Below are 20,423 nucleotides of genomic sequence, written 5' to 3'. Positions count from 1 at the left end.
CGATCGGAGGGACGCGTCCGTCGTGTTCGACCTGATCTCGAGGTACGACACCGAAATCCTCGAAGCCTTCTGGGTGACCATCCAGCTGACCGTGCTGTCGGCGATCGGCGCGCTGATCCTTGGCACCGTCGTCGCCGCGCTGCGGGTGTCTCCCGTGCCGGTGGCGCGCTGGGTCGGCACCGCCTACGTCACCATCTTCCGCAACACCCCGCTCACGCTGATCATCGTGTTCATGTCGCTGGGCCTCTACACCACGATGGGCTGGCGGCTCGCGGGTGAGGGCCCGGATTCGCTGGCGCAGAACAACTTCCGCTTCGCGGTCATCGGCCTGAGCATCTACACCGCGGCCTTCGTCTGCGAATCGCTGCGCGCGGGCATCAACACCGTGCCGATGGGCCAGTCCGAGGCGGGCCGCTCGCTCGGCTTCGGCTTCCTGCAGAACCTGCGGCTGGTCGTGTTGCCGCAGGCCTTTCGCTCGGTGATCGCGCCGCTGGGCAGCGTGCTGATTGCGCTGACCAAGAACTCCACCATCGCCTCGGCCATCGGCGTCGCCGAGGCCGCGACCCTGATGGCGGAGATGACCGAGACCGAGGCCGCCGTGCTGGCGATCGGCGCGATCTTCGCGCTCGGCTTCGTGATCCTGACCCTGCCGACCGGCCTGTTCTTCGGCTGGCTGGCCAAGCGTTACGAGGTGGCCCGATGAGCTCAGGTGCTTCGGTTCTGTTCGACGCGCCGGGCCCGAAGGCGAGGCTGCGCAACCATGTCTACTCGGTCCTGGTCGCGGTCGCCGTGGCCGCGGCGGTGTGGGTGCTCTACCGCGGGTTCGCCGACAAGGGACAGTTCACCGCCGAGAAGTGGAAGCCGTTCCTGGAGGCCGAGGTCTGGTCGACCTACCTGCTGCCAGGTCTGCGCGGAACGATCGTCGCCGCGCTGCTGTCGATCGTCCTCGCCCTGATCCTCGGCATGATATTCGGCGTGCTGCGGCTGTCGGACCATCGGGCAGTGCGCTGGGTTGCGGGTGCGGTCGTCGAGGTGGCGCGCGCCATCCCGGTGCTGATCCTGATGATCTTCCTGTTCGCGGTGTACTCCGATTACGACCTGTTCAAGTCCGACGACCTCGCGCTCGCCGCGGTGGTCACCGCGCTGACCATCTACAACGGCTCGGTCATCGCGGAGATCGTCCGGGCGGGCATCCGCTCGCTGCCGAAGGGGCAGACAGAGGCGGCCGTCGCGCTGGGCATGCGCAAGGGCCAGCTGATGCGCTTGGTGCTGTTGCCGCAGGCGATCACGGCGATGCTGCCCGCGCTGGTCTCGCAGATGGTGGTCGCGCTCAAGGACTCCGCACTGGGCTACCAGATCACCTACGTCGAAATCGTGCGCTCGGGCCAGCAGCTCGGCGCGGCCGAGCAGAACACCGTCCCGGCACTGATGATCATCGCGGTCATCATGATCGCGCTCAACAGCGCGCTGACCCAGGTGGCGACCAAGCTGGAACAGCGACTGCGGGCACGCAAGCGCGGGAAGGGCGCAGGCGCCGTCGTCGCCGCGGACTCGATCATCACCGACGCGGCGCCCGGCGTCGACATCGGCACGAAACCGTGAATTCGAGAGGTACCCGAGGTCCGGGCGCGACACCGACTTCCACCAGCGACAACACATCACGATAATTCAGCCGCAATCACGGCATTCGTGGGTGATTGTGGGCAAGATCTGGGCGCAGGAACGCCTGCCAAGAGGTTGGGTGGGCGTTCCTCACGTATCCGAGCTGACCACAGTCAGTCGCCCTGTTCCGTGGCCGCGTCGCTCGACCAGGCGGTTCCACCCCCTCTCCAGCGTTCTGGGTGCGCCGCCCAGTACCGGGCCACAACACCATCGATCTCGGCTTGCAGGCGCGGCTGGCCCGCTTGCTCCCGGAGTTCGGTAGCGACACGCGCCAAGGTGTCCAGGTCCGCCCTGCTCGCCTCTCGAAGGATCGACTCGACTTCGGCGAGTTGCTCAGAGTTGAGCTTGCTGCGCCACGGGAGCCGCCTCATTGCCTCATTCATGAGGTAGCCGCCCACCGGGATGCGCGGTGCAAGCATCCGGCGGCTTCCAACGTGCTGAGCGCCGCCTGTCTCTGCCTGCACTGCACAGAGTTGTTGTGCAAGTGGATCTGCAACAACCGGTGCGCCTGCTCGGTCGTAAGCGAGCCCGGCTCGAAACCGCAGTGGTCGTAGTACGGGTAGTCATTCGGATCGTCCGAGCCGTTCTCGAAACGGACCATCACCCGCACAGTGTCGTCATCGACGTTCATGGCTTACCCCCACATCATTCGGTGCCTCGAAACCAGAGGGAATCGCAAACTCTTCGTGAGGATCCACGCTGAGCCGGTACATCACTCTGTCGCCGGTGAATCCGGTACGCGTCGGATAAACGGGCTCAACCAAATCGGAGGTGGCGACCGCGATAGCGACCCGCGACCCAGATGGCGGAGACGATCGGCGCGGGGGGGACCGCTCACGGGCTTGGTCTGATGTCGGCACGCCTTCCGCCCCGCAGTGGCGAATCATTGAACGCGTCACAACAGGCGAAGTACTGGCGGCCGTCAACGAGCCCGATGCTGCCACCGATGCATTCGTCGACGCTATCCGGTCTGCCGAACAGCATCGGTTGCCGCACCAGATTCAACGAACCATCCGCGCCACCATCAAGACCGGCATGCACGAGTTGACCAGCGAAGCGCAAGCGGCCCTGCAACGCATTCGATCACTACTGGTACCCCAAACACAGCCCGTTGATACACCTCGACGGTCCAAGCCGGTCAGGCGTTCAATGCGGTAACCAGGAGCCGCGCCAGAAATCATCACGTCCAGCGACAGGAGATGGGTGCGGCCATGCTGGCACGGTGGGGCGGCTCGCCACGACCGATTCACTCGATGGGGTCGATGAGATCGTTGTCGACGCCCTGGTCGGCCAGTGCCGCCTTGACCACACGGTAGGCCGTGGACTGGCCGTAGCCGCGGCGGGCGAGCATGCCGACGAGGCGGCGAATCGCCTTGTCGCGGTCCAGTTCTCGGGGCAGGGACCGCATTTTGCGGCGGACCAGCTCGGCGGCGCGAGATTCCTCGTCGTCGGCGGTGATCCCCGCGAGAGCGGATACGGCATCCGACTGCGCGACACCTTTGCGCCGGAGTTCCTGAGCCAGCGCCTGCTTGCCTTTGCCGGAGAAGGTGTGGCGGGAGTGTACCCACTGCTCGGCGAAAGCGGCGTCGTCGACGAGGCCGACCTCGGTCAGGCGATCGAGCGCCCGTTCGCTCACGTCGGGCGAGTACCCCTTGGCGGCCAGGCGCCGGGCCAGCTCGGCTCGGCTGCGAGCACGGACGGCGAGCAGGCGAAGACACGCATCTTTCGCCTGCTCGACCGTCCCGCCTTCGGATCCGGCCGCCACCGGATTCGACGCGGTGCCTTCAGATCGTCCGGAATCGGCCGTCCACGGGCCCGTGGACCCTGTCCCGGCCCGGCGACCGCGACGGGACCCGGTCGAACGCGCCCGCTGCGGATCGGACGCGTTCGACCGAGTTCCCATGGTGTCCGGGGCAACCGAACCATCTTCGGCTCTCCGGACCGGCTCGGGTTCCTGCTCGCCGGGCACGACGTCGGCCGACCGGCCGGATACGGCCAGGAGTTCTTCCAGCCGACGCCGCATCTCCCGCACAGCGTCCGGCCGCGGCTGCCCGGGAGTGTCCCGCCCCTGCCCGGGCGAGCGCCGGCCGTGCATCGGCTCAGAAATCGGCGGGCACCTCGGCAGCGTCGGCGGCGGTCACGTCGGCGCCGATGCCGAGCTTCTCCTTGATCTTCTTCTCGATCTCGTCGCGGACGTCGACATTCTCCAGCAGGAACTTGCGGGCGTTCTCCTTGCCCTGACCGAGCTGGTCGCCCTCGTAGGTGTACCAGGAGCCGGACTTGCGGATGAAGCCCTGCTCGACGCCCATGTCGATGAGCGAGCCCTCCTTGGAGATGCCGTGTCCGTAGAGGATGTCGAACTCGGCCTGCTTGAACGGCGGCGAGACCTTGTTCTTCACGACCTTCACGCGGGTACGGTTGCCCACCGCGTCGCTGCCGTCCTTGAGCGTCTCGATGCGGCGCACGTCCAAGCGCACCGACGCGTAGAACTTCAACGCCTTACCGCCGGTGGTGGTCTCCGGCGAGCCGAACATCACGCCGATCTTCTCGCGCAGCTGGTTGATGAAGATCGCGGTGGTGCCGGAGTTGTTCAGCGCACTGGTCATCTTCCGCAGCGCCTGGCTCATCAGGCGGGCCTGCAGACCGACGTGGCTGTCGCCCATCTCGCCCTCGATCTCCGCGCGCGGCACCAGCGCGGCCACCGAGTCGATGACGATGATGTCGATGGCGCCGGAGCGCACCAGCATGTCGGCGATCTCCAGCGCCTGCTCACCGGTGTCGGGCTGGGAGACGAGCAACGCGTCGGTATCGACGCCGAGCTTGCGGGCGTAGTCGGGGTCGAGCGCGTGCTCGGCGTCGATGAACGCCGCCACACCGCCCGCGGCCTGCGCGTTGGCCACCGCGTGCAGCGCGACGGTGGTCTTACCCGAGGATTCCGGACCGTAGATCTCGACGATGCGGCCACGCGGCAGGCCGCCGATGCCGAGCGCGACGTCGAGCGCGATCGAACCGGTGGGGATCACCGAGATAGGCTGGCGCGCCTCCTCGCCGAGGCGCATGACGGCGCCCTTGCCGAAGCTCTTCTCCACCTGGGCCAGCGCGAGCTCGAGCGCCTTGTCCCGGTCGTACGCCTGTGGTGCCATGTCCTGATCCCCTTTTCGACGGGTGAGTCTCGTTCTGTGGTTGGCGCCTACAGTAGAGCCCGGCACCGACAAGTTCTGTCGACAAGACTAGACGAACAGGTGTTCGAGTCAAGCGACGCGCCCGCCGACACCCCGCACCGTCCGCGCCGTCCTCGGCAAACGCCGCGCGATCACCGCACCAGCGCGATCCGATCGGTATCCAGCAGCGTCTGCGCCTGTTTGAACACGCGCAGCGAGGGCGCCACCTCGACGCCGGTGATCCCGTCCAGCGCGCCGAGCCGCTCGGTGACATATCGGTACAGGTGCGCGGTGTCGCGGCAGATGATCGACGCCATCAGATTGAACGACCCCGTGGTGGCGCCCACGTAGACGATCTCGGGATGCGCCGCCATCGCCCGCCCCACGGCATCCAGGTCGGCCGGACGCACGCGCAACCACAGCGCACCGCGCACGCTATAGCCCATCCGCTCGATCGCGAAGTCGAGGTCGAAGTAGAGCACACCCGCCGCCATCAGCTCGGCCATGCGCCGCGCGACCCGTGGCGCCGTCCATCCGGTTTCGGCCGCGAGCTGGGCATAGGGCGCACGCCCGTCCCGCGCGAGCAGCGCGAGCATCGCCTCGTCCGCCGCGGACAAGTCCACGGGCGCCTCCGGTCCCGCATTCCCCGGACGGAACCGGGCCGGACCCAGCTCCTCGAGTTGAGCGGTGGTGAACAAATGCCGGTAACGCGGCCACTCCTCGTCGAGCGGAAACCGGTGGATCACCTCGTGCGCGGTCAGCTCGCGCACCTGCGGAGCGCGCGGCAGGATGTGCAGCAGCAGTGCGTCGCGCCGTTCGACCGAGCGCGGCCTGCTCACACAGGTCACCTCGGATCCGGTGGACAGCAACGTCACCCAGCTCAGATCCGGAAATCGGGCCAGCGACTCGGCCAGCCGCAGCGCCTTGTCCGGCGTCGATTTCAACCGCAGCATCCAGCGCGTGTGCCCGAGCGGAACGGCGTTCACCTGCCCCGCCACATGCAGGATTCCCCGCTCGCGCAGCGCGCGGTAGCGCCGGGCCACCGTCTGTTCGGAGACGCCGAGGATGCCGCCGAGCTTGGCGAACGGGATCCGGGCGTCGTGCACCAGCGCGTGCACGATCTGCTTGTCCAGCACATCGAGCACGGAGGATTCCCCTGAGTCATCATGACGCATGGGAGGAATCTAACGCGGATTTCCGTTCGGCTAGGGGGATGCATGCGATTACCGCACGCTTGGCGTCGAAATCGTTCGAATCCGCCGTGGAGGCTCCCATGAGGAAATGGCTCCCTCTGTTCACCGCGTGCCTCGGCACGCTCATGCTGCTCATCGACGTCACCATCGTGAACGTCGCGCTACCCGACATCGCCGCTGATCTCGGCACCGGATTGTCCGGCTTGCAGTGGGTGGTGGACGGCTACGCGCTGGCGCTGGCCGCGCTGCTGCTGGTACTCGGTTCGCTCGCCGACCGGATCGGGGCCGAACGCGCGTACCTGGGCGGACTCGTCGTCTTCGCGGTGGCGTCGCTCGCCTGCGGTGTCGCCGAATCCGCGGCGAGCCTCGTCGCGGCCAGGGCGCTGCAAGGCGTCGGCGGCGCGGCCATGTTCGCCACGACGCTCTCGCTGCTGCACGCGACCTACACCGGTCGCGATCGCGGCCTGGCCTTCGGCGTCTGGGGCGCGGTCTCCGGTGCGGCCGCGGGAATCGGAGTCGTGCTCGGCGGGGTTCTCACCGAGGCGCTGTCGTGGCGCTGGATCTTCCTCGTCAACCTGCCCATCGCGGTGCTGGCGATCGTGTTGAGCGCGACTGTGTTCCCGCCCTCGCGCCGCCGGGCGGATCGGCCGGTGGACGTGCCGGGCATGCTCGCCTTCGCGACCGCGGCGACGGCGATCACCTACGGCGTCATCCGCGGCGGCGAGCACGGCTGGACCGACGCGGCCGCGGTGACCGCGCTCGCGCTCGGCGCCGTCGCGACGCTGGTCTTCGGTCTCGTCGAATCCCGCAGCGCCGCACCGATGTTCCCGCTTGCGCTGCTGCGCAACCGCGATCTCGGCGCAACGCTGCTCGGCGCCTCCGGACAGACCTTCGCCGCCTTCGCCAGCACTCCGCTGATCTCGCTGTGGCTGCAGCAGCACCTGCACATGTCGCCGCTGCGGGCAGGTCTGGCGATGCTCCCGATGGCCGCGACCGGGTTCGTGGTGTCGGCCGTGTTCGGGCGGCTGCTGCATGACGTGGCGCCGAAGTGGACCATCGGCGCGGGCTTGGTAGTGCTCGGTCTGGGTACCTGGCTGCTCACGCTGATCGGCGCCGAATCCTCCTGGGTCGCCGTGATTCCCGGATTCGTGGTGATCGGCGTCGGGATCGGCGTCAACGCGCCCGCGCTGGTCTCCGTCGGCATGGCGGCGGTGCCGCCACAGCAGGGCGGCACCGCGGCGGGCGCGGTGAACACCGCCCGGCAGTTGGGGCTGGCGCTGGGCGTCGCGGTGCTCGGCACCGTCTTCCGCGGCGTGGCCGGTGCCGCGCAGCCGATGACGTTGCCGCACTTCGTCGCCGGGCTGGACGCGGCCTTGGCTGTCGCGGCCGCGGTGGGCGTCACGTTCGGACTGATCGCGTTCGGGCTGTTCCACCGGCAGCGGGCCGACGTCGGCCCGGCCGCAGCCGAGCAGCACGTCGTCGCCGCCTGACCGCGATCCGCTCGAAGCGACAGCGACCGGAGGCGCCTCGCCACCGCCGCGTCAGACGATGCGGCGGTGGCGTTCGGCGTCCCTACCGCTGGGGCAGCACCGACTGGTCGCCCGGCTCACGCGGACCGAGGATGCGGCGGTCGGACTCCTCGATCCGGACGTCGTTGATGCTGGCCTCGCGCCGGGACATCAGCCCGTCCGGCGCGAACTCCCACTGCTCGTTGCCGTAGCTGCGCCACCACTGGCCCGAGTCGTCGTGCCATTCGTACTGGAAACGCACGGCGATGCGGTTCCCTTCGAATGCCCACAGATCTTTGCGCAGTGCGTATCCGTTCTCGACGGACCACTTCCTGGTCAAGAACTCCACGATGGCGGCACGGCCGGTGAAGAACTCGTCGCGATTGCGCCACACCGAGTCCTCGGCATACGCGGCGGCGACGCGCTCGGGATCGCGGGTATTCCAGGCCTCTTCGGCGGCCTGCACCTTGAGCTCGGCCGATGCGGCGTCGAATGGCGGTAGCGGAGGTCGCATGGGACGACTCCCTTCTCATAGACAGATTTCACGGATTGACGGGCGAGAGCTCGGCGGCTCCCCAGCGCAGCGCTCCCCCACGCCGCTCGACCACTTCCTCGACGGTGAAGTCGAGGCAGCACTGCGCGCCGGTGGCGAAGGTATCCGGCGCCCAGACCAGTTCGGCCGTGCCGGTCAGCTGGAGGGCCGCCCCGGTGGCCCAATCCGGGATCAGAATTCCGCACCGGGGATTCACCTCGATGTTGCCGAGCGTCATGAACATCGAATTGCCCCGGTAGTCCGGCCAGCGCAGCCGCGTGGGCGAAAGCACCTGCAAGAAGCCGGGATTCCCGCCGCGATGGGAGGCGTCCGCGTTGCCGTCCGCGTCGGCCGTCGCAATGAAGAACGTGTCGGCCGCCGCCACCGCGGCCTGCTGGCCGGGGTCGAGTTCGCCGGTGCGCCGGGCCGTCGACACCCCGGCTTCCGGCAGGTAGCTCTCGACATCCCGGCGCGAGATGTACTTCGGGCAGTTCGAGTACACCTGGTCGGTGACGATGCGCAGGCCCGCATCCTCCGGCGTCGATCTGCCGTTGACCCGCATCCGCCTGCGCCGCTGCGGTTGCATGGCGATCATGCCGATGCCGGCGTGGTGGGTCAACGTATCGTGCAGCGGATCGGCCGCGGCGGGCCGGGCGCCGACCACGATCGTCCGGTCGTCGACCGCGTGCACGAATCCCGGCGGGCCGACCAGCTCACTCGCCCACAGCCGGCCCGCCGCGTCGGCGGCGGCGACCACCACCATCCGCTGCTCGGCCAGGAAGCCGGCGGCGACCGCGGGGATGTCGGGGCGGATCATGCGGCCGACCCGCTCAGCGATGTGCGCCTGGCCCATCCGGCGCTGGACGGCGACCTCCCCGGCATGGAACGGCTCCATCACGCTTCTCCTGTCGCTTCGCGGCCGAGAGATCAGAAGAACCCGCAGGTCGGGACAGCGCCGCTGGGGGCAGGCGCGGATTCGGCGCCGCTGGGCGCGTAGACCTCGAGCCGAATGCCGTCGGGGTCGGTGAAGAAGATCCCACCGGACGCCACGCCCTCGCCGTGCGCCACCACCCCGTCGTGGGCGAAAGTGACCGACAACTCGCGCAGCACCCGCTCCACCTCGCGCACGTGGTCGATGGTGTCGACCTGGAACGAGAGATGGTGCAGCCCCGGCGTTTCGGGGGAGAACCTGCCGTCGCTCTGCTGCCACAGCGTGACGACGAGCTTGCCGTCCGCACCGAGGAAGGCCCAGCGGCGCTCGGCGTCGGCACTCGCAGCGAGCTGTTCGAAACCGAGGGCGCGGCGATAGAAGTCCACCGAGCGATCGAGATCGGAGACGTTCAGTCCGATGTGCCCGGTGGCGAGCTGCGGTGCGGCGACTGCGGTCATGGTAGTCCTCCTCGGAATGTTTAACCGGCTTTATCTGTTTGCCTGGTTAGAACCTACCGATAGCGCGACAACCGTGTCAACCATCGAAATAATTTTTACTGGTTAGAGAGGAGGTGGTGGCAGTGCCCACCGACGCGGACTCGATACCCTCGGGTATGCCCGATCCACGCCCCCACCTCGGTGAACCCCTGGCGCTCGATCTGCTGAACACGCGCTGGATCGAGGACGGCCCGCAGGATCTGCTCACCGACGTAGCCGGACTGCGCATCTGGCTTGCGTCCGCGGGCCTCGCCGATCGAGCCGGCGCCGACGAGGCCACGCTGACCGCGGTGCTGGCCGCCCGCACGGCCGTCTATGACGTGGTCGTGCACGCCTCCCACGACGCGCTCAACGAGGTGCTCGCGCACGGCCGAATCCGACGCGCACTCACCGAATCCGGGCCCGCCGATCTGGTGGAGGTTCCCGAGAAACCCTGGCTGCCCGCCTGGCTGGCCGCGGACAACCTGGTGGAACTGCTGCGCGCCGCGCCCGACCGAATTCGTCAGTGCGCGCACCCGGAGTGCGTCTTGTTCTTCTACGACACCTCGAAGAACGGAACCCGGCGCTGGCACTCGATGGCCACGTGCGGCAACCGCACCAAAGCGGCCCGGCACTACGCGCGGAAGGTTTGAGGCGCGGAAGGCTCGCGGCTCAGAACAATTCGTCGAGCAAGCGGTAGTACTCCAGGCGGCTCTCGTCCGGCTCGGCCAAGCCGTAGGCCGCGAAGAAGGCGGTCACCTCGGCGTCGCCGAAGTCCTCGCGCAGATCGCGCACGGCCAGCGCCAGATCGCGGTAGCGATCGGCGACGCCGAGCGCGCCCAGATCGAGCAGGATCTCGCCTTCCAGCACGTTCGAGGGGGTGAAATCACCGTGCGCGACCACCAGATCCTCCTGGTCCGGGCGCTGCGCCAGCAGCCGCGCGAGGATCTGCGCCGGAGTAGAGCCGCGATTGTCGTCGTCGAAGTCGTCCGGATCCACGAGGTCTTCGATCACGTGGCGGCGCGCCTGCGCCAAGATCACGTCGAGCCGGCCGTCGAACGGGCACTCGTCGACCGGAATGCTGTGCAGCCGCCGCAAGACCGAGCCGAGCACGGTGCCGATCGAGGCCGGATACGCGGCGCCGGCTCGAGCGGCCAGGCTCGGCGCGCTCGCGTCGGCCAGCAGCAACACGTCGTCCTCGAACGCCGCCACCTCCGGCAAGCGAATCCCGCGGCCGCGCAACCAATGCAGGCGTTCGTGCTCGGCGACCGCCTTCGGTCCGCGTTTGAGCCAATAGGCGCCGTTGACCAGCACGACGTCGCCGCTCATGCCTTCGTGCTCGTCCGACCAGGTCGGCCCCGCGCCGAGCAGCGCGCCGATCGTGGGCGGCAACGGAATCGGCCGCTCGGCCAGGGTGCCCAGGGCATCGCGGGTGGATTCGATCTCCTCGGGTTCGCCTTCGGCGAGGCGCAGCCGGATCGCCTCCGTCAGCAGCGCGTGCGCCTCCGAGAGCTGATTCCGCTCGGCGAGCGCCTTGCCCAAATGCTGGAGCGCGAACGAGAGCACGTCCGGCGCGGCCGCCCGCGCGTGCTCGACCGCGCGGCGGTAGAGCGTCTCGGCCGTACCCGCGTCACCGCGGTAGCGGTAGACGTCGCCGAGGTTGATCCACACGGTGATCCTGCGTCGCTCGGTGTCCACCAGTTCCAGCGCGCGATCGAGGTGATCCAGCGCCTCGTCGTAGCGACCGAGCAACATCAGCTCGATACCGGTCTGCCGGAAACCCGCGAAATCGACGGGACGAGCCTGCGCCACCCGCGCGGCGAGGCGCTCGGGGTCGTGCGGAATCATCCGCCGCCGCTCGTCGAACCGGTAGAGCGGCCCGTCGTTCTGCTCGACCCGGCCGGGCGCGTTCACCAGCGCACCTTCGGCACGTCGAACTCCGCGCACAACGCGCGCCACACATCGCGGGGATCGACCCCGGCCTCGATGGCGTCGGCTCCGGTGCGTCCGCCCAAGGCGGGAATCACGTGGTCGGCCAGCAGGGCGTCGCCCCGGGCCACACCGAACTCGGTGTGCAACAGTTCCTGGAACTCGGTCAACCGCACCGTACCGAACTTACTCGCCTCCCACGCGTCCCCAAGTCAGTGGCACGCACGTGCCGGTCAGGGATGGACAGGCTGGAGAATCCGGTGGCACAGGTCGACGGGATCCGGGAGCGGGGCATGCGCGGCGGCTGCTTCGGCGGCTCTGGTGTAGCCGGGGTCGGCGAGGATTTCCTCGACTGCGGCGCGCAGAGCGCCGGGCGACAACGGGCGGACAACGATCGAACTACCTTGGCGGGCAGCGCGATTGGCCAGCTCCCACTGATCGCCGCCGCCGGGAACGGTGACGATCGGGACGCCGGCCGACAGCGTCTTGGCGAGCAGGCCGTGACCGCCGCCGCCCACCACCACGGACGCGTGGGTCAGGAGTTCGTCTTGGCGGCCCAGCCCGGCCGTCGCCCATGGGGGAAGATCGGCCGGTGGCGGATCCAGCATCGAGATCGCCACACGGACGCCGGTGCCGTCCAGTGCCTCCAGGACGGTCTCGACCATGCGCGCGACGCCGGTGTGCGCGGTGGAGGGAGCGACCATGACCAGCGGCCCGTCGCCAGGAGGAAGTTCCAGGATCGCATCGGTCGGCTCCCACAGCAGCGGACCGATGACGTGAGCCGCTTCCGGCCAGTCGGGGCGCGGCACCTCGAGCGCGGGCAGCGTGGCGATCAGACGCGCGTCGGGGCCCGGATCGAGGGCCGGTAACCCGACACTCTCGCGTGCCCGCTCCCGCTGCCGGCGGCCGTGGCGAAGAGCGCGGGCGGTCATGCCGCGCAACAGGCCGTCCCGCATCCGCCCGTACAGGCCCGCGCCAGGAGCAAGGCCACTTCCGATGGGGGGCAACGCCTTCGACGGCAGATACAGCGGATGCGGGGACAGCTCCACCCACGGCACGCCGAGTCGTTCCGCGGCCATCCCGCCGCCCGCGGTCAGCACATCGGAGACGACCAGCTCGGGCAGCATGGCGCTCAATTCCGGCAGGATCTCGGTGGAGACATGCGCGGCCCGCTCGTGGATACGCTGCCCGGCGTCGGTGTCGTCGTCCACCGGCCGCGGTGCCAGACCCTTGAGCCGACGCACGCCGATCCCGGCCGCCAGCGCCGAGTCGAACCAGCGCGGACCGGTGAACAGCACCGGCTCGTCACCGGCGGCCAGAAACCGCAAGCACAACGCGATAGCGGGGAACGCATGCCCGGGATCGGGTCCTGCGACAACGGCTACTCGCATCCGCCTAGCCTGCCACACGGCCACTCGGGCCGGATGGCACCCGGTCGTGGCGCGTCCGATGCCTCGGTGACCACTCCGGCCACCGTGGTGCCATCGTCCACGCCGTAGGTCCGGCTCGCGAAACGCGGATCAGCCGCCGAAGTAGAACAGCTCGAAGCCGACCGCGTGCTCGGCGGGGAAGCCGTCCTTAGGGCCGGTCGCCCGCTCCACGACGGCACGAACCTGATCGGCGACGGGCTCGGGGCTCAGTGCCTCGAGGTAGCGGCGGTGTTCGGCGAGTGAGGCGGCGGCCTCGACGAGAGTCTGCGTGACGTCGACGGCGTGCGTGGCGATCGGTCCCACGACCGCCGCCCAGCGCGCCGACCACGGTTTCCACTCGGCGATCTCCGGAAAGATCCACTCGTTGCCCGCGTCGGAGACGGCGTCCAGGGCGGCCCGGCCGACGGCGCGGTGATCGGCGCTGTTGGCGTAGCCCGGCGCCCAAGTGTCGCCGAAATTGAACAGCACCACCATCTCCGGCTGATGCCTGCGGATCGCGGCCGCCAAGTCGCGGCGCAGTTCCAGACTCTCCTGTACTCGACCGTCCGGGTAGCGGAGGAACTCCACCTCGTGCACGCCCACCACCTTGGCCGACGCGATCTCCTCGGCCTCGCGCAGGGGGCCTGCCACCGCTGGCTGCAAACCGGCGATACCGGCCTCTCCGCTGGTCACCAGCACATAGCGAATGTCCTTGCCCTGCCGGGTCCACCGTGCAACCGCGGCGGCGGCGCCGTACTCGATATCGTCGGGGTGCGCGACGATCACCAAGCCGCGCTGCCAGTCTTCCGGAACTTGATCCACGAGGGATCATTCAAGCATTGCCGTCCCGGTAACCGGCCGGGCGACGCCCCGACCGACGCCGCCCGGCCCCGCCTGTCGTTACAGCTTGCTCACCGTCGACTTGTCCGAGCCCGACACCGCCTTGTACAGCAGGTACAGCCCGAACACGATGGCGCTGATCACGAGGATCGGGAACAGCCCCTCGAGCAGCGCCCCGATGACGGCCAGCGCGATCCAGACGACCGCGACGACGCCGATGATCTTCCACAACATGTGATGCCTCCCAGAAGTCCGTTTCCGCTTCGAGCATGACACCTGACCCTTCGCGAATCAGCAGGTGAGACGGGATATCCGGGATAAATCAGGGTTCACCCCTACACCGCACCGTGGTCGGCGTCGGGGCCGCACCGCGGGCTCTCGCCCGGTAGGTCCGTCGATGCCCCCGGCTGGCGATCTCGTGCTCGCAGGACGAATCGAGAACCCGGTTTCGACATGGCGGACCGTGTTCTGCTGGAGAGCCGATTGTCACGATGGGGCGTTGGCGCGGGCGGTGCCACGCTCCTCGTGCTCGACCATGCGGACATGCGGTCGGCAGGTGGCGCCGTACCGGTGCCCACGGAGGTGGCTCGAGCGGCACTGTCGGCGGGCACGCAGAAGGAGACGACGAGATGACTCCGGCACACACGGATCCGCATCTGGCCGCGGTTCGGCCGGTGCGACCACGAACGCCGCAGGGATGCGAGGAGTGCCTACGGCTCGGCACCCCGTGGGTCCACCTGCGGCTGTGCCTGACCTGCGGTCACGTCGGCTGCTGCGACTCGTCTCCGATGCGGCACGCCAGGGCACACGCCGGCGCTGAAGGTCACCCGATCGTGCGCTCGTTGCAACCCGGCGAGGATTGGCGCTGGTGCTACGTTCACCAGGACTTCGTCTGAGTGATCGGTGTACCGTCGGAAATTACTCGCAGCACCACGCCGATGCCATCGCGCAGGCCAGAGGTTCGCGGCAGCAGCACGCTCGGCCTTGCGATCACCGGCGCGTGATATCACCACAAGATCTCGACGGCTACGGACCGGAGCCCATGAACCAGCGAACGTCGAGTTCCGATGTCGGCGACGCGCTGTCGTCCCTACCGGCTTCGGCGCTGCGCGCCTTGGGCGCAATGTCGGTCCAGCTCTTCGCCGAGCGGCGCGGAGACCAGCAGGACATCCTGCGGATCGCCGCGGAGGCCGTGCCAACCGTCGGATGCTGCCGCACGCTGGCCTGCTATCGGTTGGTCGATGGTGACTACCTGCTCTGCCCGCAGCCGCAGCCACCCCCGCCCGACTTGGCCGCCCAGCTCCGCGCCCAGCATGGTGCGGGCCGGATCCGGCTGCCCCATCGTCAGTGGGGCTGGGCGTTCGGGCTGCGCGGCCGGTCCGAAACGGTCGGCGTGCTGGTCGTCGCCGCCGAGCACGAACCGCCGCAGGAGGAGATCGTCCTGCTCACCGTGCTCACCCAGCTCGCGGACGCCGCGCTGCGCGAACCGGCGTCCGCCGACGCCGTCGACCTCACCGCGATCAACGAACACCTGTCCGCCACCGTGCTGTGGCTCGAGCACCGCACGCACGTGCACGAGGTGTTGTCCAGCGCCGCCGCCTATGGCACCGGCGAGCAGGGCATCGCGGACGCCTTGGCGCAGCTGACCGGCTTGCCGGTCGCCATCGAAGACCCGTTCGGCAACCTGCGAGCCTGGTCGGGGCCGGGACGACCGGACCCCTATCCGAAAGCGCCACCGCAAGAGCGCGAACAATTGCTGCACCGGCTCGCCACCCACAACGCGCCGCTGCGCATTCGCGACCGGATGGTGGTGCTGGTGAAGCCGCGCGCCGAGATCCTGGGCACGCTCGCGCTGATCGACCCGGACAATCGGGTGGTCGACGATCAGGTCTTCGCCCTCAGCTACGCCAGCACGGTGCTCGCCTTGGAGCTGGCACACCAGCGCAACCTCGCCGAGATCGAGCTGCGGTTGCGCCGGGAGCTGGTCGACGACCTGCTGTCGGGCACCGACAACGACAGCGCCTTCGCCCGTGCCGAGGCGCTGGGCTACGACCTGCACGGCGAGCACTACGTCGTGCTCGTGCACAGCGACGACGACGCCATCGCCGACGCGGTCGGCCGAGCCGCGACCGCCTTGGATCTGCATGTCATTCAGGGACGCCATGCGGGCATGGTCGTCCTGATCACCGACCGCCGCCCCGATCCGGTCACGCTGCACCACGCCATCTGCGAGCAGCTCGACACGACACCGGTGACCATCGGCATCAGCGGCGGCTGCGCGCAACCGAGCGACTTCGCCCGATCCTTCGACGACGCGCGCCGTGCGATCAACATCCGGCTGCGGTCACGGATACCCGACGGTGCGACCGCGTTCGACGAGCTGGGCTTCTATCGTCTGGTCGACGCCGCCCGAGCGGACGGGCAAGTCGAGCAGTTCATGCGTGAGTGGCTCGGCGTCCTGCTCGACTACGACCGGGATCACCATGCCGACCTGGTGTACACGCTGAGCCAATATCTCGAATGCGGTGGCAACTACGACGACTCGGCCGCGGCATTGCATATCCACCGCAGCACGCTGCGCTACCGCCTAGGGCGTATCCGGGAGCTCACCGGGTTCGATCTGCGCGATGTCAACACCCGGTTCAACTTGCAAGCGGCAACGCGCGCATGGCAATTCCTGTCGCCGGTCTCGCCGCCGACCTGGCGCGGCTCGGGGAACTGACCTCCGGCCACGACAGGCGTCGACCGACCCGGTCGCGCCCGGGTGGACCCCCTGGCGCGGCCGGTCCGGGCGACCCCGGTCAGCGCATGGGGCGCTCGGGGTCCTCCATCCCGTCGGTGCGGCGGTCTTCGTACGGAGTGACGTCTGGCTCCTGCATACCGAGATCGGCCGAGTCGACAGCGTACGGGTCGGCGATCGGTTCGGGCTTGATCCGCATCGGGTCGCCGGTAGCGGGCATGCGCAGCGTCTCCTCTTCGCTCTCCAGGTACGTGCGCATCCGCGCCATGCCGGCATCCTCCTGCTCGGCGCCGATACCGCGGCGCTCGTCCGAGCGGAGCATCCCGGTCTCGGCACGCGACCGCTGGTCCGGCAGCGGCTGCCGGCCGTAGATGTCCCAAGCGGCGCCGTCCGGGTCGATCTGGTAGTGGTCGAACAGTTCCTGCTCCGCCTGCGGACTGATCTGCCCGTCATGGTCCAGCTGGGGCGCGGTCTTCACCGCCTCCTTCTCGACCTGCACCTGCAGGACGGCCGAGTCGGCGCGATGCTCGGCTCCGGCCAGCGGGACCAGGGCGTCGGGGCTGAACAGCCCGGTGGACACCGCTACCCAGGTGGGCGAACCGGAGTTGTTGTCCACGTAGACCCGTTTGACCTTGCCGATCTTGGCACCGCCGGGGTCGTACACAGAGCTGCCGATGAGCGTTTCCAGCATTTCGGTCATGGGTTCCTCCGCAGTTCGTTCGGTGCGATGCGCAGTCCGAGAGAACGCGGCTGTACACCGCGCGTACCGAGAAAGGGGGTCAGTCGCTTGTGGATCGATCGGCGCCGGGTCCGGCGTCGACGCGCTGTGTCCTGCGCGCCTTTCGCACCGGGTCCTCGGCGGATTCACATGCCAGGTAGCGGCTGATGTCCAGCCGCTGGGTATCCTCGTCGAGCAGCGATTGCCGGTGGGAAACATCGAGCATGACGTGCTCCTACCCAGTTGTGCATGGTCCCGGCCCTCCGCCGGGTCTGGTCGATCAGCTACAGGGTGGCAACTACCCCCCTTCTCGCCGATCAAACCGATCCAGCAGGGAATCTACTGAAGTCATCAGAGCGGAATTAGCTCAACAGCAATCTTTTCGCTATCCCACGGTTGTCATGATGGGCCGCAGGATGCGCACCACTCTTGATCAGGATCAGCCCCGCGAGCCTGCTGTGGAACCGGAAAATCTTGCCCCGATGGTCGACTTCGCCGTCGGTCGCCAGCGAGATCGGTTCCTCGGCCACCCGGACCTCCAGCCGGGAGACTCGCCGGTGCACGTAGGTGGCGGAGTACCCGAGCGTTCCTGTGAACGTCGCCGAGATCAGGCGCAACCGCGAGAACGGGACATCAGCTCGGAGGTAGCGCACGTCGAGGGTGCCGCCGCGCAACCGCGGGCGCGACATCGGGATCTGGTCGGCCGGCTGGTAGGTGCCGTTTCCGACGAACAGCATCCACAGCGCGGCGCGGTTACCGTCCACGGTGACCTGCAGCGGCTGGGCGCGGAACAACACACGCACCATGGCGATTCCCGCGGCAGGCCACTTCCCGACGCGGCGCTGCCAGCGCTCCCGGATCCGGACGAAATCGGGATACCCGCCGAGGCTGGCGGTGTTGACGAAGGTTCGTTCGCCGGCGTCGAAACGCACCTCGGCCACGTCGACGCGGACCGCATCGCCCGCCTCCAGCGCGGCGAAGGTCACCTCAGGGTCCTCCACCCCGGCGTCCCTGGCGAAATGGTTCAGTGTGCCGCCCGCGAAAACCGCGAGCGGCAACCTGTGCCGCACCGCGTACTCCGCGACGGTGGACACCGTTCCGTCGCCGCCCACCACGCCTAGCGCGACGATGTCGTCGCGCCGCACCATGTCCTCGACCCGCGCTTCGACATCCTGCGCGCCGCCGATCTCCAGCACCGCGGCGGCGGGCAGCCGCTCACGCAGGACGGCGAGCGCGTCGTCGCCCGCTCCCGCCTGTGGGTTGCCGATCAGCAGGAGTCCGGCGCCGCCGCGCAGCGGCTCGATGTGTTCGACCGGTCCGAGTGTGGCGGGTTCGTCGTCGCGCACCGCCCACCACCGTCTGGTGACCAGCGCGACCGCGCCACCGAACAGCGCACCGGCGACGACATCGGATGGCCAGTGCACGCCGATGTGCACCCGCGAGTAGGCGACCGCGGCGGCGACCGGAGCCACCATGGCGCCCGCCGCGGGTGCTTCCAGTGCCAGCCCCGCGGCGAACGCGGCGGCCGAGGCCGAATGCCCGGACGGGAACGACGACGACACCGGCGCAGCGACCAACCTGCGCACGAAAGGAACGGACTCGTCCGGTGGACGGCGGCGCGGGAACAGCGGCTTGGCGATGCCGTTGGCCACGCCGCTGGCGACTCCCAGCGCGAGCAGACCACGTACCGCACCGCGACGAGTCTCGCGGTCTCCGGCGACGAACAGAACCGCGCCGAGCGCGATCCACAGGCGGTTCTTGTCGGCCGCGGTGCTCGAGCCTTTCAGCACCCGGTCCGCCGGCGTCGGCCGGACGCGCGCGCTGCGGTCGACCAACCAGCGATCCAAGCCGCGCGCCACACCGGCGACATGCACACTGTCGCGCCTGCGAGTCGAAAGGAACCGCATCGCCGAAGCCTACCGATTTGCTCGGGCGGCGTGTCCGAGCTGGTCAATTCCCTTGCCGGCGAGCGCCGATCACGTCCGCTGACCGAACCCGCACGCGCACCACCCGGCCGGTACCTCAATTCAGTGCACGGATGTACTCTGATCTTCGAATCGCAATAACCTTGAACGACAAGAAGGAGGGATGGCCCATCAATGCCGATGCCCCATTCAGCACACAGTCATGCACTGAATATCACGTGACGGTCGGGACCTGATGGAACACACGAGCGAGCTGGCACAAGAACTCACGGCGGCAGCACGGCGGCACGGTTCGGCGATAGCGGGGATCGTCGGCTCCGCCGCGCGCAAAGCGTCCTGGGAGGTGCTCGATCTCATGGCCGAGAGCCGCGAACTGGTGGGTGCGGCTCTGCGTGCCAGGGCCGAAGAGCTGCGCGGCCGGGACCGGACGCGCTGAGGTGAATCGATCAGGTCGGTGGTCGCGGCGACGCGGGCACCGATCGGTCGGCGACCTCGGTGAGCGCCTGAGCCCATCCGTCCAGCCGGTCGGAGGCATGCCGGAGATCCGCGACGATGGTGTCGAAGTTGTGCCGCACCACGGTGTTCTCCGGGACCGCGAGAATCCGGCCTGCCGCGGCCACTACCTGTTCGTACTCCGCCACGCCGGTGTCGAGCCTGCCGAGGATGAGTCGCAGATTCTCGGTGAGCGCCACGGCCGCAGGCGAATTCGCGCGCCCCATCGCGGCGAGCCCCTGCTCCATCGCCGTAATGTCGGCGGCGAGCGCGTGCAGCGCCGCCGCCCCCGACGCCGCCGTCTCCAGCATGTCGGCCAACTCGTCGTGGGGCAGTCGCCGCGAGCGGGCGATCTGCGTGCCGAGCCCGTGCAATGCCTTCTCCGCCCGCACCAGTCGCGCGATCGGCGGACGGGCGTTCGACCACGGCGGCGGCTGTTTGCGCGGGATGAACGCCGCCTGCGGCAGCGGAGCGCCCCGCAACCGCAGATACCGGCGGGTGCTCAGGGCCGCGCCGGTCACCAGCGCGACCGCGCCGCCGCCTACCATGACCACGGCCCAGACCGGCGCCGAAATGACCACGAGCCCAACGGTTCCCGCCGTGGTGAGACCGGAGACGGTGCCGAGCTGAAAGCTGCGGCGGCGAACCCTGCGGCGGCGGCGCAACTCCCGCTCCCGCGGATCGGCCCAGCGCCGCACCGCGACCAGTGCGTTCTCGCCGACTTCACGAATGCTGTCCGGCAGGCTACCCGGCTGCGGCGCGAGCGCGGCTTGCGCCCGGATCAGCGCGGACCCACGCGGGCGCCGCGTTTCGATCCGCCGCTCGCGAAATCCACTGCCGCTCATGCCTTCTCTCCCACCGGTCGCGCGCATCGGACGGACTCGGGTCCGACCTGGCCGACGGCCGG

General features: G+C 68.9%; 24 protein-coding genes. 7 read left to right on the top strand and 17 right to left on the bottom strand.

Translation table 11 applies throughout. The features are described from left to right. The first annotated feature begins 22 nt into the window (after positions 1-22). Complete coding sequence (locus tag AB0M45_RS11455; protein ID WP_364326035.1) at positions 23-703, top strand: amino acid ABC transporter permease; 681 nt, start codon at positions 23-25, stop codon at positions 701-703. Next, positions 700-1,602, top strand: a complete 903-nt coding sequence (locus tag AB0M45_RS11450; RefSeq protein ID WP_364326032.1) for an amino acid ABC transporter permease — start codon at positions 700-702, stop codon at positions 1,600-1,602. The genes AB0M45_RS11455 and AB0M45_RS11450 overlap by 4 nt, the downstream gene beginning before the upstream one ends. Positions 1,603-1,775: 173 nt before the next feature. Here AB0M45_RS11450 and AB0M45_RS11445 read toward each other — a convergent pair whose 3' ends face one another. The 5 genes from AB0M45_RS11445 to AB0M45_RS11425 all read right to left on the bottom strand — a co-directional run bounded on the left by AB0M45_RS11445 (position 1,776) and on the right by AB0M45_RS11425 (position 5,998). Next, positions 1,776-2,033, bottom strand: coding sequence for a hypothetical protein (locus AB0M45_RS11445; RefSeq protein ID WP_364326029.1), 258 nt, complete (start codon positions 2,031-2,033; stop codon positions 1,776-1,778). Positions 2,034-2,041: 8 nt separating this feature from the next. After that, positions 2,042-2,293 carry a hypothetical protein gene (locus AB0M45_RS11440; protein WP_364326026.1) on the bottom strand — a complete coding sequence of 84 codons (252 nt, stop codon included), beginning with the start codon at positions 2,291-2,293 and terminating at the stop codon, positions 2,042-2,044. Positions 2,294-2,908: 615 nt separating this feature from the next. Further along, the gene (gene recX / locus AB0M45_RS11435; protein WP_364326023.1) at positions 2,909-3,427 is read right to left on the bottom strand and encodes a recombination regulator RecX; all 519 of its coding nucleotides are present in this window, start codon (positions 3,425-3,427) and stop codon (positions 2,909-2,911) included. 334 nt (positions 3,428-3,761) lie between these two features. After that, on the bottom strand, positions 3,762-4,805 hold the full coding sequence (recA, locus tag AB0M45_RS11430; protein WP_364326020.1) for a recombinase RecA: 1,044 nt from the start codon (positions 4,803-4,805) through the stop codon (positions 3,762-3,764). A gap of 170 nt (positions 4,806-4,975) precedes the next feature. Next, positions 4,976-5,998 (bottom strand): Lrp/AsnC family transcriptional regulator, encoded by a 1,023-nt coding sequence (locus tag AB0M45_RS11425; protein ID WP_364326017.1) that lies wholly within the window; start codon positions 5,996-5,998, stop codon positions 4,976-4,978. Between the two features lie 98 nt (positions 5,999-6,096). Here AB0M45_RS11425 and AB0M45_RS11420 point away from each other — a divergent pair, with 98 nt between their 5' ends. Next, positions 6,097-7,506 carry an MFS transporter gene (locus tag AB0M45_RS11420; RefSeq protein WP_364326015.1) on the top strand — a complete coding sequence of 470 codons (1,410 nt, stop codon included), beginning with the start codon at positions 6,097-6,099 and terminating at the stop codon, positions 7,504-7,506. An 82-nt stretch (positions 7,507-7,588) separates the two neighbouring features. Here the strand turns inward: AB0M45_RS11420 and AB0M45_RS11415 are convergent, their stop codons facing one another. Genes AB0M45_RS11415 through AB0M45_RS11405 form a run of 3 tightly spaced genes read right to left on the bottom strand, consistent with a single transcriptional unit; the run spans position 7,589 to position 9,445 of the window. Beyond that, on the bottom strand, positions 7,589-8,038 hold the full coding sequence (locus AB0M45_RS11415; protein ID WP_364326012.1) for a nuclear transport factor 2 family protein: 450 nt from the start codon (positions 8,036-8,038) through the stop codon (positions 7,589-7,591). Between the two features lie 28 nt (positions 8,039-8,066). Continuing rightward, entirely contained in the window at positions 8,067-8,951 is an 885-nt protein-coding gene (locus AB0M45_RS11410) for a pyridoxamine 5'-phosphate oxidase family protein (RefSeq protein ID WP_364326234.1), read from the bottom strand. A 32-nt stretch (positions 8,952-8,983) separates the two neighbouring features. After that, positions 8,984-9,445, bottom strand: a complete 462-nt coding sequence (locus tag AB0M45_RS11405; protein WP_364326009.1) for a VOC family protein — start codon at positions 9,443-9,445, stop codon at positions 8,984-8,986. 155 nt (positions 9,446-9,600) lie between these two features. Here AB0M45_RS11405 and AB0M45_RS11400 point away from each other — a divergent pair, with 155 nt between their 5' ends. Next, positions 9,601-10,116: a CGNR zinc finger domain-containing protein gene (locus tag AB0M45_RS11400; RefSeq protein WP_364326231.1), complete on the top strand. Its 516-nt coding sequence runs from the start codon at positions 9,601-9,603 to the stop codon at positions 10,114-10,116. Between the two features lie 19 nt (positions 10,117-10,135). Here the strand turns inward: AB0M45_RS11400 and AB0M45_RS11395 are convergent, their stop codons facing one another. The 5 genes from AB0M45_RS11395 to AB0M45_RS11375 all read right to left on the bottom strand — a co-directional run bounded on the left by AB0M45_RS11395 (position 10,136) and on the right by AB0M45_RS11375 (position 13,875). Next, on the bottom strand, positions 10,136-11,377 hold the full coding sequence (locus AB0M45_RS11395) for a phosphotransferase (RefSeq protein ID WP_364326006.1): 1,242 nt from the start codon (positions 11,375-11,377) through the stop codon (positions 10,136-10,138). Beyond that, positions 11,374-11,568: a DUF3046 domain-containing protein gene (locus AB0M45_RS11390; RefSeq protein WP_364326002.1), complete on the bottom strand. Its 195-nt coding sequence runs from the start codon at positions 11,566-11,568 to the stop codon at positions 11,374-11,376. Before AB0M45_RS11390 ends, AB0M45_RS11395 begins: the two co-directional genes overlap by 4 nt. 57 nt (positions 11,569-11,625) lie before the next feature. Continuing rightward, entirely contained in the window at positions 11,626-12,783 is a 1,158-nt protein-coding gene (locus AB0M45_RS11385; RefSeq protein ID WP_364325999.1) for a nucleotide disphospho-sugar-binding domain-containing protein, read from the bottom strand. 129 nt (positions 12,784-12,912) lie between these two features. Then, positions 12,913-13,623: a PIG-L family deacetylase gene (locus AB0M45_RS11380; protein WP_364325996.1), complete on the bottom strand. Its 711-nt coding sequence runs from the start codon at positions 13,621-13,623 to the stop codon at positions 12,913-12,915. A gap of 78 nt (positions 13,624-13,701) precedes the next feature. After that, positions 13,702-13,875: a hypothetical protein gene (locus AB0M45_RS11375; RefSeq protein WP_364325993.1), complete on the bottom strand. Its 174-nt coding sequence runs from the start codon at positions 13,873-13,875 to the stop codon at positions 13,702-13,704. Positions 13,876-14,270: 395 nt separating this feature from the next. Between AB0M45_RS11375 and AB0M45_RS11370 the strand changes: the two genes are divergently transcribed. Both AB0M45_RS11370 and AB0M45_RS11365 read left to right on the top strand, forming a co-directional pair. Further along, positions 14,271-14,537: a UBP-type zinc finger domain-containing protein gene (locus AB0M45_RS11370; protein ID WP_364325990.1), complete on the top strand. Its 267-nt coding sequence runs from the start codon at positions 14,271-14,273 to the stop codon at positions 14,535-14,537. Positions 14,538-14,683: 146 nt separating this feature from the next. Continuing rightward, a complete protein-coding gene (locus AB0M45_RS11365; RefSeq protein WP_364325987.1) occupies positions 14,684-16,363 on the top strand; it encodes a helix-turn-helix domain-containing protein in 1,680 nt (559 codons plus the stop codon). Between the two features lie 79 nt (positions 16,364-16,442). On the opposite strand, the gene AB0M45_RS11360 is transcribed toward AB0M45_RS11365, so the two are convergent. From AB0M45_RS11360 to AB0M45_RS11350, 3 genes are all read right to left on the bottom strand, one after another. After that, a complete protein-coding gene (locus tag AB0M45_RS11360) occupies positions 16,443-17,081 on the bottom strand; it encodes a PRC-barrel domain-containing protein (RefSeq protein WP_364325984.1) in 639 nt (212 codons plus the stop codon). A 79-nt stretch (positions 17,082-17,160) separates the two neighbouring features. Continuing rightward, positions 17,161-17,325 (bottom strand): hypothetical protein, encoded by a 165-nt coding sequence (locus AB0M45_RS11355; RefSeq protein ID WP_364325981.1) that lies wholly within the window; start codon positions 17,323-17,325, stop codon positions 17,161-17,163. 136 nt (positions 17,326-17,461) lie between these two features. Then, on the bottom strand, positions 17,462-19,006 hold the full coding sequence (locus AB0M45_RS11350) for a phosphatase PAP2 family protein (protein WP_364325978.1): 1,545 nt from the start codon (positions 19,004-19,006) through the stop codon (positions 17,462-17,464). Between the two features lie 253 nt (positions 19,007-19,259). On the opposite strand from AB0M45_RS11350, the gene AB0M45_RS11345 reads away from it, so the two are divergent. Next, positions 19,260-19,460, top strand: a complete 201-nt coding sequence (locus AB0M45_RS11345; protein WP_364325975.1) for a hypothetical protein — start codon at positions 19,260-19,262, stop codon at positions 19,458-19,460. A gap of 10 nt (positions 19,461-19,470) precedes the next feature. Here AB0M45_RS11345 and AB0M45_RS11340 read toward each other — a convergent pair whose 3' ends face one another. After that, positions 19,471-20,361 (bottom strand): hypothetical protein, encoded by an 891-nt coding sequence (locus AB0M45_RS11340; RefSeq protein WP_364325972.1) that lies wholly within the window; start codon positions 20,359-20,361, stop codon positions 19,471-19,473. Positions 20,362-20,423 lie beyond the last annotated feature (62 nt).

The organism is Nocardia sp. NPDC051787 (assembly GCF_040681325.1).
Lineage (GTDB): Bacteria > Actinomycetota > Actinomycetes > Mycobacteriales > Mycobacteriaceae > Nocardia.
Note: the sequence above shows the minus strand (reverse complement) of the source record. Positions and strands in the feature narration are given on the sequence as shown.